The 15,779-nt window shown below is 42.9% G+C and carries 12 protein-coding genes; all 12 read right to left on the bottom strand.

The window, feature by feature from the left end:
* Nucleotides 1-464: 464 nt before the first annotated feature.
* Complete coding sequence (locus AC58VC_RS15770) at nt 465-2,243, bottom strand: alpha-galactosidase (RefSeq protein WP_497369673.1); 1,779 nt, start codon at nt 2,241-2,243, stop codon at nt 465-467.
* A 212-nt stretch (nt 2,244-2,455) separates the two neighbouring features.
* Nucleotides 2,456-3,991, bottom strand: a complete 1,536-nt coding sequence (locus tag AC58VC_RS15765) for a type 2 periplasmic-binding domain-containing protein (protein ID WP_497369672.1) — start codon at nt 3,989-3,991, stop codon at nt 2,456-2,458.
* Nucleotides 3,992-4,092: 101 nt separating this feature from the next.
* Entirely contained in the window at nt 4,093-4,953 is an 861-nt protein-coding gene (locus AC58VC_RS15760; RefSeq protein WP_497369671.1) for a carbohydrate ABC transporter permease, read from the bottom strand.
* Nucleotides 4,947-5,876 carry an ABC transporter permease gene (locus tag AC58VC_RS15755; protein ID WP_497369670.1) on the bottom strand — a complete coding sequence of 310 codons (930 nt, stop codon included), beginning with the start codon at nt 5,874-5,876 and terminating at the stop codon, nt 4,947-4,949. Before AC58VC_RS15755 ends, AC58VC_RS15760 begins: the two co-directional genes overlap by 7 nt.
* Before the next feature lie 197 nt (nt 5,877-6,073).
* A complete protein-coding gene (locus AC58VC_RS15750) occupies nt 6,074-7,492 on the bottom strand; it encodes a response regulator transcription factor (protein WP_497369669.1) in 1,419 nt (472 codons plus the stop codon).
* Entirely contained in the window at nt 7,489-8,253 is a 765-nt protein-coding gene (locus tag AC58VC_RS15745; RefSeq protein ID WP_497369668.1) for a sensor histidine kinase, read from the bottom strand. The genes AC58VC_RS15750 and AC58VC_RS15745 overlap by 4 nt, the downstream gene beginning before the upstream one ends.
* Entirely contained in the window at nt 8,205-9,026 is an 822-nt protein-coding gene (locus AC58VC_RS15740; RefSeq protein ID WP_497369667.1) for a hypothetical protein, read from the bottom strand. Before AC58VC_RS15740 ends, AC58VC_RS15745 begins: the two co-directional genes overlap by 49 nt.
* Nucleotides 9,027-9,304: 278 nt before the next feature.
* Nucleotides 9,305-9,556, bottom strand: coding sequence for a hypothetical protein (locus tag AC58VC_RS15735; RefSeq protein ID WP_497369666.1), 252 nt, complete (start codon nt 9,554-9,556; stop codon nt 9,305-9,307).
* A gap of 180 nt (nt 9,557-9,736) precedes the next feature.
* Nucleotides 9,737-11,320 (bottom strand): response regulator transcription factor, encoded by a 1,584-nt coding sequence (locus AC58VC_RS15730; protein WP_497369665.1) that lies wholly within the window; start codon nt 11,318-11,320, stop codon nt 9,737-9,739.
* Nucleotides 11,317-13,041, bottom strand: coding sequence for a sensor histidine kinase (locus tag AC58VC_RS15725; protein ID WP_497369664.1), 1,725 nt, complete (start codon nt 13,039-13,041; stop codon nt 11,317-11,319). The genes AC58VC_RS15730 and AC58VC_RS15725 overlap by 4 nt, the downstream gene beginning before the upstream one ends.
* A 169-nt stretch (nt 13,042-13,210) precedes the next feature.
* A complete protein-coding gene (locus tag AC58VC_RS15720; RefSeq protein WP_497369663.1) occupies nt 13,211-14,788 on the bottom strand; it encodes an extracellular solute-binding protein in 1,578 nt (525 codons plus the stop codon).
* A 124-nt stretch (nt 14,789-14,912) separates the two neighbouring features.
* On the bottom strand, nt 14,913-15,779 hold the full coding sequence (locus AC58VC_RS15715; protein ID WP_497369662.1) for a carbohydrate ABC transporter permease: 867 nt from the start codon (nt 15,777-15,779) through the stop codon (nt 14,913-14,915).

Here is a 15,779-nt window from a genome sequence, read left to right as displayed (position 1 = left end):
TCGAGGAAATAAAGCGCTTTCATTAGGTTGATTTAAAAATTGCCATCCTTCCATTATCTTCCACAGAGCAGGTTTACATCGTATTACTCTGCTTTCTTAGCCGCTCCCAGCGGAATGTACAAACTTAACAATAGACTGAAGACGACATAACGTTTAAAATCCCTCATTATTTTTGAAAGCGCTTCAATTCGGTACAATTGTAACATCTTGGTTCGAGCCTAGATTCTAAAATATTACGGAATTCCTCTAAAATATTGGGATAATTTAGCAAGGTTTATTCCTGCCTTTAACTACTGTAGGGAACCAGACGTGGTGGCCTTCCAGTTGAAATACCAGACTTCTAGGTACCAGAAGCAGCAACGAATGAAAGATCATAAAACTCCATGTCTCTCCATATATTGTTACAATTCTATAAGAAAACCCGCTATAAGAATAAATCATATCGCGGGTTTTTCAAATCTTTTTTAGCGTTTAAGCTTATATAGTCTAGCGCTATGCGGGTTCAGTTCTACTTTAATCAAGCCCGATTTGCGACCTACATATTCGTCCGTCCAGAAGTCATAGATTTCATACGAACCCTGTATCTCAACCTCATGTACAACCGGTTCATCTTTCCAATTAAATACGGCGATCATTTGACGGTCGCCAATCACCATTCTGCCAACTATAAATTCGGTTGAATCAAATACAGCTGGCACATCCGTAGGTTTGATCAGCTTTCTTAACCACTTCTTGGATGTATCATTCAGTTCTGTCAAAACGTCGCTTGAAAGTATCATCCCTCCCGAACAAAAAATATGCGTCGCATGAAAGAGGAACTCATCGTCGGTTAACTCACTGTCCGCCGTATATCGTTTCCCATCCGGACCAATCAGACTAATTTGCCAATTATGGAGAAGGAGGCAATCCGGATCATTGACCCACAGCGTATTATGCTGCCAGTTTCTCCGGAAACACTCAAGGGCCAATTGTTTGAAAGTCTTCCATTTTCGATAGATGTCATCTGTGATCCTCATCCCATGGACGACACCCAGAGAAGGCCACATAGGCGCGTTGCAGCCTAGCAGAAAACTATCGAGTCCTGCCCCCCGAAGTACAGCCTGCATACCTTCACGGTATGCCTCGACTCTCGTGGCATTCGGTCGATAATAGACACCTCCGTGAAGAGCTCCCCACATGTTGGCATCCAGCTTAAAATAGGTGCAGTCCCATTCTTCTCTCATCGTCCGAAAGACATGGGTAAGATATTGTTGTGCTCCCGGATGAGTGCCATCCAGCATGTACCATGGGCCACAGCGCCATCCGCCGAAGGAGTGAACATCGGATGACAGGGGGTTGCCTTGCTCATCTTGAATAAACCAGTCTGGATGTTCGCAAAATAATTTAGAATTCTTCTCTGCAATAAACGGTGCGACCCAGATTGCAGGCTTCAACCCCATATCTATGATGGTATGACACAGCTCTTTCATATCCTGAAAGCCTGGTTTGGGAATTAGCCAATCCCCCATAGCGGCCTGATAGCCATCATCAATTTGAATATACGTTAACTCCGGGTAGTGATTGGCGATCTCCTTCATATTGGTGAGAATATCTTCTTCTGTCACCTTCGAACCGTAAGAATACCAAGAACACCATCCCGCCGGCGTCTCCGGCACCTCTAATCGTGGATGATATCGTTCAATGATGAGGGCTAATTGTTCAAGCAGTTCAGCTTGACCGCTTCCTTCAAGAATAACAAAATGCTCCAGCTCCCACACTTCACCAGGCATGATTGTAATACCATCTGTCACAAGCACAATTTCGAACTCTTCCTCATTAAATCGAATTTCACCATTAAACCGAACGCAGGATGCGAAAGCTGCAAGAACCGAATCCGGTCCGTCCGGTGAAAGCAGAGCCATATTGTAAAGCGTCTGAAAGCCTTCCGCTGAAGGAATTTTATAATGATCACGATCACAGCGAAACGTTAAATGCTTGATGTGAGCGATAGTTCCATCATATTGGGACAACATGCTATACCCTTCCCCGTAAACGGGGGTATGAATGTCAAGCTCATGGTTGCCCTGAAAAAGCACGATCTCTTTGACCTCATATGGCTGAGTTCCTTTATGAATGAGTTTGAAATCGCATTCGTTGCCAGACCAGTTCCTTTCCAGCACGAATTCGACTTGCTCCCGATCCTCGCTATCTTTCAGTCTTACCGACCACTTCGACGCTTTTAATTTCGTTGCATTGAATGACAAGATGATTTCCCCTCCAAATTCGCTGAAGCATATTTTATTTTCATGCTGTATTGTATCACTATTACTTGTGTCTATATTTAGATATTTTACTAACATGTTCTAATATATTACGATCCCAACACTTAAATTGGATAATTCCTCGTACAGATAGGAAATGCTTCCTGCCACATAAGATACAGAGGACAGAAAGCATCGCTTTCTTCCAAAAGTGATTATTTAATCGTACCGTTCTCCTTCAATTGTTTGTTGGCTTGGTCCAGCAGCAGCTTGTACTTGAAGGTGCCCTCCAATGTCTGAAGGAATTTGTCATAATCGTTCAAGCTCGATTTGCCGTACTCGAATTTCAGGAACTCCTCTTCGATGAATCGTTTGGCATCCGCCGCATTGAAACCTTCTGGCAAATCTACAAACCCGTTATAGAGCGTGATGCGTGGAAGATCGACGCTTTTCTTGATCACATCTGCATTAGCTGGGAATTTTGTAGACAAGTACTGTAATTCCGGACGTCCGACAAATTGATACAACCAACTGTAGGCAGCCTCGTTGATTTTATCGGTAAGCGTAATTTTGTCGCCTTCCTGCTTGTAATTCCGATCTTTCATACCGAATTGCACAAGCAGAGAGCCTTCCCCTTTGGCAGTATAATTTAAAAGCTTGAAAATGGCGTTCAATTTGTCCGGATTCTTCGCGAGCGTTGCAGGAATGGTCACATACTGGGAAGCTGCACCAGCATCCACGACCCCTACTTGGTTGCTTACCGGACCTTTAAGATTATCAATCAATACCCACTCCGCGTTCGGATTAGCCGCCTTAATCTTGGCTACGTTCTCAGCTTTAGTAAGAGTGCCCCAGTTGCTATAATAGATACCCGCTTTACCCTCAAACGCCTTCGCATTGGCATTGGCCGTTTTAGCGCTGGTAGCGTCTGGGTCTACGACATTCGCGTCAAGCAGTTTTTGAATATAGACAAGCGCGCCTTTCATATTTGGATCATACAAGGAGTTGATCAGCTTGCCGTCCTTCTGATAGAACGTGCCCGGAACCCCGCCCGCCGCATTCGGATGAGTCGTTCCATATGCGGTAAAGATTCCGTTAAATAAACTGCTTGCCTCCCCCGTAATTCCGTAAGTGTCCTTCTTGCCATTCCCGTCTGGATCATTATCTGTAAACGCTTTTGCAACATTCATAAATTCATCCAGATTTGTCGGCTGTTTGAGTCCCAGCTTGTCAAGCCAATCCTTGCGTATCCAATAGGCATCCGCACTCAAATTCGCTTTGAGGGCAAAACCATATTGTTTTCCGTTCACCACACTTTTCTTAAAGCCTTCTTCACCTAGCACCGATTTAACATCCTGAAGCTTATCCAGGTATGGGGCTAAGTCAAGAAGCAATCCATTTCTTGCAAACTCTTGATATTGCACTTTTTCCAGATACATCAAATCGGGAAGCGATTGGGAAGCCGCTCTGACGTTCAATTGTGCCTTATAGTCATCCGCGTTAGCACCAATCGTCGCTTTTAAGTTAATTCCGAGTTTCTCATCCAGCGCTTTCTTTACAAAATCATCATCTGGAAGTTTAGTGCCCCACCCGTTAATTGAAGCTTCAATAGGAATTGGCGCTGTTGATTTCGCAGCATTGTCGGTCGCAGCAGGTGATGTACCCGTTGAAGTTGTCACATTTCCACAGCCAGCGAGAATGGTACTTGCCACGACGACGGAGAGGATAGATAGTGCCGTTTTTCTTTTCAAATGTACCCCTTCTTTCATATAATTGTTATTACTCTTATAAATTAACTTAATTCAAACAATCTGGTAATGAACGAAACTGTGTTTCCAATAGAACAAAATGGCTATCCTTTCAATGAGCCCATTAGCATGCCTTTGGAAAAATGCTTTTGGATAAACGGGTATACCGCTATAATAGGAACGCTCGAGACAACAACAGCAGCCATATTCAACGTCATGGTAGGCACTGTAACTTCCACATTTACATTCACCAGCGAAGAGGCAGATATGATATTGCGAACAATGACTTGCAGCGGATACAATTTGGTATCCGTCACATACATAATAGCGCTAAAAAATAAATTCCATTGGGTGACGGCATAGAACAAACCAATCGTCAGGAGAGAAGGGATGGACAGCGGGAGCACTAACTGCCACAAAACGCGAGTTTCCTTAGCACCGTCCATTCTAACCGATTCAAACAACTCTTCCGGAATGTTTTCCATGAAGCTTTTCATTAACATAATATTGAAAGCCGTCATCGCGTTCGGAATCATCATTGCCCATATTGAATTCAATAGTCCGACATCCTTGACGACGAGATAGGTCGGAATCAGCCCCCCGTTGAACAGCATCGTGAATACGATGTATAGCAAGAAAAAGGAGCGAAGCTTCAATTTCTTGCGACTTAGCGGGTACGCTGTTAAGACGGTTAGCAGCGTAGAGATGAGAGTCCCGCCGCAGGTGATGATCAGACTGATTTGAAAGGATCTTGGAATGGCGCTGTCGCTAAACAGCTTCTTATACGCTTCAAAGTCAACCGATCTAGGAAATATCAAATAACCGCCATGTTTAAGAACCTCAGTGTAAGGCGTTAGAGATACGGAAATGACAAACAGAAGAGGGAATATGGTTATTATACAAACCAGAATTAAAATAAAATAAATGAATAGATCGAAAAGAATATCTCTCTTCCCCCTTACCATACACTCCCCTCCCACCTTTTTGCCGCTTTGTTGGCAATTAATACGAGCGCTAGTCCAATGACCGATTTAAACAACCCCACTGCGGTCGCAACACTAAAATTCATTTGCTCCAGTCCTACGCGGTATACCCACGTATCAATAATATCTGCTACTTGAAACACTTTGACATTGTACATGACATAAATTTGTTCAAAGCCGGCATCCATGATCGTTCCCAGCTTGAGTACCAGCATCAGGATAATGATATTGCGAATGCAAGGCAACGTCACATGCCAAATGAGCTTCATCCTGCCGGCGCCATCGATTTTGGCAGCTTCATAGAGCGTAGGATCAATGCCGGACATGGCGGCCAAATAAATAATCGCTCCCCAGCCCAAATCCTTCCAGATATCCGATCCGACAAGTACGGTTCGGAACCATTCGGTCGACGACATAAACGGTATTTTGTGGTTGAAAGCGGATTGCAGCCAGTCGTTGATCAGACCAGAGCTTTCCGACAGAAGCGCTGTACAAATGCCATAGATAATGACCCACGACAAAAAATGCGGCATATAACTGATGGTCTGCACCCATCGCTTTAATACAATATTGCGGCACTCATATAAGAGGATCGCAAAAATAATGGCTGGCGCCATGCCAAACAACAGCTTATATATGCTGATCAGGAAGGTGTTGGCTAGCAATTGCGAAAAATAAGGCGATTCGTAAAAATAAACAAAATGCTTGTACCACGGGTTTGCCCACGGACTATCTGAAATCCCTTTCAATATATTAAAGTCTTTAAAAGCAATGCTGGCGCCGTACATAGGAATGTATTTAAAAATAAAAAACCAGACCACCCCTGGTAGCAACATCACATACCACGATCTTGTTTGCCATACTTCCTGTACCCACTTTACGAGGCGGCTTTTTTTCTGAAGCATCCTTTAACATCCTTTCTTCATTTGATTACTTTTTAACTTTACCCTGTTTGCATGGAGGCTACAATTAACGAAAAGGTGCATTTCATAGAACAAATTCACACAATTGTCCATGGAAAATTAAATGAATACATCGTAACAAAAAAAGGCCAACCAGTGTAACTGATTTACCTTTAAAAATTACTACCTCGCAGCTTCTTTTATCCTTCTTTACGATACTGGCTAGGCGTCATATGAGCAAATCTCTTAAAGATTTTAATAAAATAGTTATCATTTTCAAAGCCTACTCTTCTCCCTATCTCGCTAACGGACAATTCGGTATCCTTCAGCAGCAGCCTGGCCTTCTGCACCCGATAACTCTGAATAAAATAAGTGACATTCATCCCTTTCTTTTTCTTGAATAAGGCGCTGACATAATGGGGATCTAGAGAAACATGTTCGGCTAGGCTATTGACCGTAATCTCCTCGCTGTAGTGCCGATGCACGTAATCGATAATGCTGTTCACATCTTGGTGTGACGTATATTCCTCAGGATCCTCCCGTTTAATACGCAAGTAATGATTCAAGGTCTCCTCCAAAAAACGAAAGAGATCGCGATGAGTTGCTACTGCATACAGCGCTTGCTGATCGATTGAAGCTTTAACGAATATTTTACGAAACATGCCCAACAACTCAAGTCCGACGTCTTTGACATAGCGGTAATCGGTTCCTCTCTTGGCGAAGAGCTCCCATCTTTCCTGAAGTGTTTTGCGGAAGTCGTCCCATTTGCCATGATCAAGATTAAGCATTAGCGTTTTCTCTTCCTCCCAGCGAAACGGCAAGCGAGATGCCATTGGTTCCTCTCTAGTCAATATCTCTTCATACCAGGCTTGCTGTAGAGATCGTCGAATCTTTTTCCAAGCGTCTACCCATTCGTTTGAAGGTACACATCCACTACTAACCAACGATGGGAACATCGAAACATCCATTGGCTCGCTTTGCTCCGTGAACCAATACAATCGGGCCTCCTGGTAATCATCTCTAACTCGATGCAGGAGAACGCCCTCTGGCTCAGCGGGAAAAGCTGCTTGAAGGGAAGCACTTGCAACGATTTGTACGATGGGATATCGTTCCTCAATACCTAGATGTGAATATTTCGTTATCGAATCATTTCCTTCAACGATCGCGGACCATACCTCTTGATAGGCGAGTTGAATCCTTGCAGTTTCTTGCTGCTCTTGCACTTGCATCAAGCGATCCTTCTCATCGAGTTCTGCCCGCAGCTTGGTCAGTTTTTGCTCTAATTCGGGTATGCTCATAGACAGCTTCAGGATGTAGCTGGATGCCCCATATTCAAGCGCTTGACGCGCAAAATCGAAATCGTTCATGCAGGTAAGCATAATAAATTTGGATTCGACGCCAGCTTCGCGAGCACGCTTTAACAGCTCCGTCCCACTCATCTCCGGCATCATGATATCCGTAATAATCACGTCAGGCCTCTGATTAACTATGACATCAAGGGCTTCTCTTCCATTTCCGCATTCTCCGATGACTTTATATCCAAGGTCATACCAAGCAACTTGCTTTAGGAGCGTTCGTCGTACAAATGGCTCGTCTTCAACCAGTAGAACTCTCCTCATTTATCCTCATCTCCTTCATAAGGATTGGATATTAGCAAAGGAAACTCCAGTCTAACGAGCATACCTGGTATCAGCGGGACTATTTCTAGCTTCCCTTCTTCACGAAATAACAATTCCAGCCGTTCTTTCACATTGGAAAGCCCAATACCTTTACGTTTCCGCTGCAGCGACTCTTGCCCGGCATACTGCCCTTCCCCGTTGTCGGTGACTTCCATCACAAGTCGGCCGCCCCTGCGAAAAACGGCAATTTTAATTTGCCCTCCGCTGCTGCGATGCATCATGCCATGCATAATCGAGTTTTCTACTAGCGGCTGCAGGGTCAACTGAGGGACAAGCACATAATCCAGCCCCTCTTCAACTTCGATCTGAATAGAGAATAAATCTTCATAGCGAACCGATTGAATATATGTGTAAGCATATAGAAGTTCCAGTTCATCCTTTAAAAAGATAAGTTCTATTTCAGAACTGAGACTTTGCTCGAGAAGCTTGCCAAGCGACATACAAATTTCCGCGATCTCCTGCTGATTCTTATCCATAGCTTGAAATTTAATCATGTTTAGCGTATTCAACAAAAAATGAGGATTCATTTGCGACATGAGCATTTGAAAGCGAAGCGCCTCCTTCTGTCTTTCCTCGATACTAAGACGCTGAATCAATGATCGAATATCTTTCACTAGATTATTATACGTTTGCACTAAACCAAGTGCCTCGCCTACATAATTGTGTTCAGGCAGCAGGGTATTAAAATTTTTGCGAACCATCTCGCCCAGTGCAAAGATGGGTTGGCTGAGGAATTCACAATTTGTAAGTTTTTCGTTGTAAGGGCAAAGGTATTGTAGGATTGGATACCGCTTAGAGCAATTGCTGGAATTTCCATATTCGGATTCGTTTGCACCAGCAGTTTGCCGGTGGAATCGATTATGGCATAATCACCTTGGATAAGTACGTCTCTCACGGAGCGCCGAAGCCAGCTATCCATGTGAAAGGTTAGCCGAAGATTGGCATAGGAATGATCAGGCTGTGACTGGAGAATGGCATAAAGCACCAGGTCTTGCGCTCCCCCGTTTGACGCTTCAAAGGACCATTTTGAAAGGATACCCGCTTGTTCCATGTTCTCGAATACGGCGCTCATGAATGGTTCCTGTAACGCTTCTGTCTCCAGATACTTATAGGTGTGTCCCGTCCTATCTTGAATTGTGTAGCTGACAAACTCGTTTTGAGGAAATAACTTGCTGCTGCTGGCCTTTATCCGATCTATTATAGCGTTCTCATGGTCAGGATCGTCTCTCCCTTCGGTTAGCATAGCTGTTAGTTCAAGATCCTTTTCCATCTGTAGATAGCGTTGAAGCATAGCAACCCGTAAGCTCTCCAAATTGGCTCTAATCAAGCTAACCTGAGATTCATTTTGTTTCTGGAGACGATTTACAATCAAATTTTCTACATTATTGTAGTTATAAATTTGCAAGCCAATAAAGGGAATAATAATCAGCAGCAGGAAAGCAATAAACATTCGATACATTAATTGCTTAGGCATCCAACGTCGAATACACTGGATAACAGCTCCCTCCTTGCTTATGATTTCATTCATTGAAATTGCAGGTTAAGTCCATGAATGAGGAGGCCAACCAAGCTTGCTTTGCCTCCGTTTCGCAAAAATTCGATCACACCGTTGCAAACTCCAATTCTTTCTTTTTTAGCTTCTCTGCTAGAAGGTGCATCAAATCATATAGTAAAAAATGCCTTGATGCTCTGGAACTGAATCCGTCCATTTCACCGGGCATTTTCTCTAGCATTTGACAGCCGATATTCGTCTTATTCTTGAACAATAACTTTATCAAACTTTGACTCAAATACATTTGGAACCTCATATAGTAAATAAGAATGGCCGCCAATTTCCCCACGAAAGGATGCGGGAAATAACAAATAATCAGCCTTGGACATAATAGGTAGCACAGAAATATGATTGGCGCTGCCGAGTTTCACTTTCAAATTTAAAGCTGACATAAAATCCTTCTCGATTTGAATGATCTGTCTATCTATTGTATCGTATAAGCAAAACTTCAAACGATATCCCCCTCCATCCATTCTAGATGCACTGATTCCATTTTATTAATAATTGCAATTCTCATGGTTCAAAATTTTATTGTATTATTTTAATATTTTTCGAATTTGGTAATAAAATCGATTTCATAGTAAAGTAATGTCAAACAGCCCATACCTTATTTCAAAGTTTGGGCTGCACAACTACATACTCCATTTTTTCCTATACTTTTGTGGGGTTTCACCCATAATCTGTCTAAACAAAGTAATAAAATATCGTTCATTGAAGATGCCGACTGCGTCTCCCAGCTCCTGATTGGAGTAATCTTTCTTCTTCAGCATCTCTGCCGCACGTTCGACTTTGCGTTGATTGATATAGTCGATTAAGCTGACGGACTCCTCTTTCTTGAACATTCCGCTAAAATACGCAGCGGTCAAGTTCACATGCTCGGCGACCTCGTTCAATGATATACGTTCCGTAAGATGAAGCTCAATGAACTCCTTCGCCTTCACAATTTCAGCTCTTCTTGAGCTTCTCCTTGTTGCCAAACCATTCTCCAAATAGTTCAACAAAAATTCCCACTGTTTATTGAAACTCTGAGATCTTAACGACTGAATTGGAATGGTTAAGGCTGTCAAGTTTTGTTCCTGTAATCTTTGCCGAATCGCTTCAAGCAGATTCAGGATAAGAGGGACCATCTGTTTTTTGGGTATTCTGTTTTGGTCCAACCAGTCCTTCATCTCTTGCAACATCAGCGCTAATTGTGCATATTTCATCCCCGTTTGCAGATGGTAAACAAACCCCTGAATTTTAGCTTGTAATTCTTCCTGGTTCTTCACGGAATAGGAAATCCGCTGAACAGGCGTAATCACAGCACTATTTTCTTTATAATAGGCATCTTCAAAAACTTCCACGGCTTCATTGTAGGCTTCCCGCAGCTGCGCCCACCCCTTAGCTACACCGCTAAAGCCGATGATGACGGAGAGTTTTAAATAATTCCGAATGTTCACAATAAGTTCGTTGCCCAAAGTCAAACAACGCTGATTGTTCTCGCTGGAGCTGTACATATGGGGCCATGTGGCGATGCCAAACAGCCGATCATCAATAACCTCACTGCAAAAGCCATATGAATGACCATGGATGGTTTCCTCGACAATGTTTATCATCGCATATTTGATCAAGCTCCTGTCAACTTCGTTCAAAAGCGAATCATTATCCGGAGAATCCAGTTCTATCACAAAACCGTTATAGAAACTCGGGGTGAAATGAAAATGAAGGTCACCTGCCAGCACCTCCATTCGCGATGGATTTAATTCGCCACCAATGATTTCCTTCAAGATTTGTTTTCTGATACGGTACATATGCTCATTTTGAGTCTGCTGCAACCGCCGCTTTATCTCCAGCTCCACAATACGATAAGACGTCTTCTCCAGAGCCTTTACGATCTCATCTTCATCCATCGGAACCTTATTTACATACTCCTGTACGTCAAGACGCAGAGCGCTCTTCGCATATTCAAATTTAGCGTAAGCCGTAAGTATAATATAGAACGTCGATGGCAGTCTTTCTTTCAGCGATTGAATCATCATAATCCCATCCATGCCTGGCATGACAATGTCCGTAACAATAACATCCGGCTGCAATTGCAAAGCGAGCTGGATTCCTTCTTCACCCGAATAGGCATGTCCGATCAGATCGAAACGGCCTGCAAGTTTGGAGAAGAAAAGCTTTAGCCGCTCCACAATCAATTCTTCATCTTCCACAATGATGCATCGAATCTTCCTCATGGATGAACTTCTCCTTCTTTCACCAAGTATGGGAAAACAGCTCTGACAGATGTTCCCTTATCAAGATTACTGCAAATCGTTAATCCATATGCTGATCCGTAATGAAGTTGGATTCGCTGGTGGATGTTAATCAGCCCGATTCGTTTCCGTTTATCACCGCTGCGGCTTACGCCTGGAAGCAAGAGGCTGTTAACCTGCTTCTCCGTCATTCCCACTCCATGGTCAATTACTTCAATTACGGCATTGTCTCCTTCTTTGTAAGCTTGAACGATGACCTCGCCAGAGATTCGGCCTCCTCTATAACCATGAAAAAGGCTATTCTCCACGATCGGCTGCAACAGCATACGGAAAACGTGTTGGTCCATCAACTGTCCTTCGACTTGCTCGATAAGTTCAAAGTACTGATTGTTACGCACATTCTGAATCTCAATATAGTCACGGATATTGGTTAATTCATCTCTTAACGTAACCTTAGCCGTAGCGTCAGCAACGCCATATTCCAGAATACTGATCAGAGAACGAATGACCGGATCTACTTTCTCATAACGTCCCAATCTCACTACATTGCTAATCGAACCTAACGTATTATACAAAAAATGGGGATTAATTTGGGATTGAAGCATTTGAATTTCAAGCAACCGCTGAAGCTCTTTATTCTCTTTCAAATTCTCAATCAAGGTCGAAATCTGATCAACCATTTCGTCAAAGGAACTGGACAAGATGCCAAATTCATCTTTTCTGACCATATGGACTCTTTCCTGCAAATTTCCATGCTTGATCAAATTGATTTTGGTTAGCAGTTGGCTCATTGGCCTTCTGATAAACCTCATGATGACGAAAGAAATGACCAGGCTTAGAACAAGTCCTATTCCGATCAATAAGTATAGATAAAAGGTAATTTTCCCTAACGAGCGTGTCAGAAACTGTTCCGAATTCATTGAAACGATCGTCCAATTAAACCGCGAGGTCGGTCTTTTGATGAATGTAATCGGATGCTCCAATGAACCGCTTACTACTATCGTACTTTCATTCGATTGGGCTATTTCCTCTGAAGTGACGCCCCCAACTGTAAACGTGTTTGTTTCTGAATTCAGGATGCCTTCTGACCCTGGCTTGCCGGCAATAATCTTTCCATTTTCGTCCAAAATGACGATATTGATGGATTCTTCACGATTTATTTTCAATAACGTTTGTTCAAACGCACTCAAGTCTATATCCAGCGCTGTCACGATAGCAGGTTTACTATTCGGTACATACTTGGCCATCGTAATCGTCCAGCCTGAAAATTTGGAGTGATAAGGACCTGATAAAATCATACTGTAGGGGGATGCCGCAGCCAATTCATAGATGTGATTCCTGTCCGGAGGTGTTTCCCTCATCACTTTGGAAGGGATACTCCCCCCTACAATAGTCAAATCTTCTTTAATTACGTAAACATCGGATACATAGTTACTGTTGATTTCATAAAGCTGACTCACCCGTGAGGAGAGCGATTCCTCATCCGTTTCATTTTGACCGGGGGCGTTTATGGAGTACAGAATTGTATGGAGTGCTGTAGAAGTAAGGGATACGTACTGATCAACTTTGGACAACATTTGACTGATATAGTAATAATCGTTATTTCGGATTTCGCTCTTAATAAATTGATAGGCAAGTTGGCTGATGAGTAAGACGCTGCACAATACAAAAATAAAACAAAGGAAGAACAACTTTGCGGTCATGCTGCTAAACCGGAACATCGGCATCCTCATCCCACACAATAATTTATTACAATCATACCAGTTAAAATCTCAATTCAGCAGTATGAACTATATAAAAAATGAAGCTAAGCTATTCAAGCCGCTTAGCTTCTTTTCCAATCGTTAAATCGTTTGTTCTGGCATATCTATTTTATTTGATAATTCCCTCATCTTGCAATTGCTTAGTTGTAAGTTCTTTGTATTTGGCATAATCGAACTTGGTGTTCAGGGTATTCACATAGGCATCCCAATTGCTTAAAGGCTCTTTACCCGTCATAAACTTCAGTACTGTCTCGTTAATATATTTCTGACGGTCATTATAAAGAGTATCTGTTTTATCCGGCACTACATATGGTGTGACTGGTTGAGGTTTGATATACTTCAAATTTGTTGCTCGAAACTCTGCTGTTTGCGGATTCTGAAAGTTGAAGTATAAAGCATCATCCCCCCGCCGAGGCATGAAGTAGTTGGTTACCCACTTCGTTCTATTCGAATCATCCGAACTCTCAACAAGCCTTTTCACTTTACCATCTACGATATCCCATTGCACACCTTTCAAACCATAAGAAACATAAGGATACAAATCTTTATCTGTATACCAGTAGTTTAGAAAATCAAGAATACGCGTCAGTTTGGCAGGATCTTTGGCAGCAGCTTTTGAAATGAGCCACGAATTGGTTTGGAATGCCTCATATCCGATGGCTTGATCTCCACGAGGCCCTTTCGGCGGAACCATCAAACCCCAATCTGGCACTTCGCCGCCTACTTCCTTCATCTTGGCTTGGTAATTGGGTTCCACGCGCCGCAGATCGGTAACTAAGATTCCACCTTTGCCTTTGTACATTTTGGTATCTCTATCGATTCCAGCTACCCAGTCCGGATCAACAACTTTAGCCTCAATTATTTTATTCATAAAAGTTAACGCTTCTTTCATTCTCGGATCATCGTAGCTAAATCGAAGCTTGCCATCCGAATATTGAATATCACCAGGCATTAAACCAAACATTAGCATGATGGAGTCCCAACCTTGGGATCCAAGGCTGCCGTCTTTACCTACACCTGCAATTAAACCATACGTATCATCCTTTCCGTTGCCGTCCGGATCTTTGAATGTAAAGGCCTTCATGACTTCGAGCAGTTCGTCCGGAGTTGTTGGCTGCTTTAAACCAAGCTTTTTGAGCCAATCATTGCGAATCATCCATGCTGGGAAACCAGCAACTCCATCGTAACTTGGAATGCCGAATGTTTTTCCTTTATATTTCACGGCATCCCATTGGGAAGATGTGAATCGCTTCAGTAATTCCGGATACGCTTTCAAGGATTCGTCCAAATCAAGAGCAATCCCTTGATTGTAATACTGAATGGCATCGGCTCGAGAGGGCATGAACATGAGATCTGGAATGTCTCCGGAGGAGATCAACGCGTTCAATTTCGCCGCTCTCTGATCGGCTGGAACAATTTGCAACTGCAAATCAATATTCACGGCCTTCTCCATCATTTGACGAACCGGATCATCTTCACGTGCAGGCATAGCCGCTCCAGGGTTGAACGCCCCCGAATTGAAAACCGTAATCTTCATTTGCTTGGCAAAGCGATCCGCAGATGCCACTTTACCTCCATCAGGTGTTGGTGTAGATGTTGCGGGTTTCCCTGAACTGCAAGCTGATAACAACAATCCAATAGCAATAGTGCCGCATATCATCTTTATTGCATTTCTCTTTTGCTTCATAGCGACTGCCCCCTAAATCATATTATTAAAGCAATTTACCTGAACATACCCATCTTAACGATTCTATTACTTGCAAATGTTCAAAAAATTATGCACTTGTTCTGCGATTTTACGATAACTCCGTTTATCCTTTGATTGAACCAAGCAGCACTCCCTTGGTGAAATGCCTTTGAATAAACGGATATACGCAGAGTATAGGCAACGTGGATACGACTACGGCAGCCATTTGGACGGCAACTGTGCTGACAGGCGGATCCGAAGAAAACGGGTCATTTTGTATAGCTTCAATACTAAGCAATATATTGCGCAAGACGACTTGAAGCGGCATTAATTGATTATTATTCAAGTACATGACGGCGTCAAAATAACTGTTCCAATGACCCACGGCATAATACAAACCAATTGTAGCCATAATAGGAAGAGAGAGGGGGATAATAATTTTCCATAAAAGAACCATCTCTCCGGCCCCGTCAACCTTGGCGGATTCTTCGATCTCCACGGGCATTTGCTCGAAGAAGCCTTTCACGATAACCAAATTGAAAGCGCTGATTAATCCTGGAACGATGAGCACCCAAATGTTATTGATTAATCCGAGCGATTTCACCAAAATGTAGGTGGGTATTAATCCTCCGCCAAACAACATCGTAAACACCACATACATGAGAAACCCGCTTCTCCCCGGCAAATACTTTTTGGAAAGTGCGTAAGCCGTTATGACGGTAAAGAAAAGATTTAAGGCTGTCCCGACGATCGTCCGGAATAAAGTAATCTTGTAAGCTTGACCAATGCCGAAGGATTGAAATACGGTCTTATAAGCGGTCCATGTGAACGTCTCGGGAATCAGGACAATTCCCCTCCTCATGACCTCTTCCGAAGGCGTAAAGGAAACGCTGAGCACATAAATAAAAGGAAATAAACAAACCAGCGCTGCAACCGCCAGCATCAAATAAACAATTCCTATTCCAAATCGTTCCGAAATCGATTTACGCAT

This window comes from Paenibacillus sp. J22R67, assembly GCF_059692175.1.
Note: the sequence above shows the minus strand (reverse complement) of the source record. Positions and strands in the feature narration are given on the sequence as shown.

What these genes read in the sequence shown, in the direction of transcription:
- AC58VC_RS15760 (WP_497369671.1), bottom strand. Translation starts at nt 4,953, where the DNA reads ATGGTAAGGGGGAAGAGAGATATTCTTTTCGATCTATTCATTTATTTT.
- AC58VC_RS15755 (WP_497369670.1), bottom strand. Translation starts at nt 5,876, where the DNA reads ATGCTTCAGAAAAAAAGCCGCCTCGTAAAGTGGGTACAGGAAGTATGG.
- AC58VC_RS15750 (WP_497369669.1), bottom strand. Translation starts at nt 7,492, where the DNA reads ATGAGGAGAGTTCTACTGGTTGAAGACGAGCCATTTGTACGACGAACG.
- AC58VC_RS15745 (WP_497369668.1), bottom strand. Translation starts at nt 8,253, where the DNA reads ATGGTTCGCAAAAATTTTAATACCCTGCTGCCTGAACACAATTATGTA.
- AC58VC_RS15740 (WP_497369667.1), bottom strand. Translation starts at nt 9,026, where the DNA reads ATGCCTAAGCAATTAATGTATCGAATGTTTATTGCTTTCCTGCTGCTG.
- AC58VC_RS15730 (WP_497369665.1), bottom strand. Translation starts at nt 11,320, where the DNA reads ATGAGGAAGATTCGATGCATCATTGTGGAAGATGAAGAATTGATTGTG.
- AC58VC_RS15725 (WP_497369664.1), bottom strand. Translation starts at nt 13,041, where the DNA reads ATGACCGCAAAGTTGTTCTTCCTTTGTTTTATTTTTGTATTGTGCAGC.
- AC58VC_RS15720 (WP_497369663.1), bottom strand. Translation starts at nt 14,788, where the DNA reads ATGAAGCAAAAGAGAAATGCAATAAAGATGATATGCGGCACTATTGCT.
- AC58VC_RS15715 (WP_497369662.1), bottom strand. Translation starts at nt 15,779, where the DNA reads ATGCGTAAATCGATTTCGGAACGATTTGGAATAGGAATTGTTTATTTG.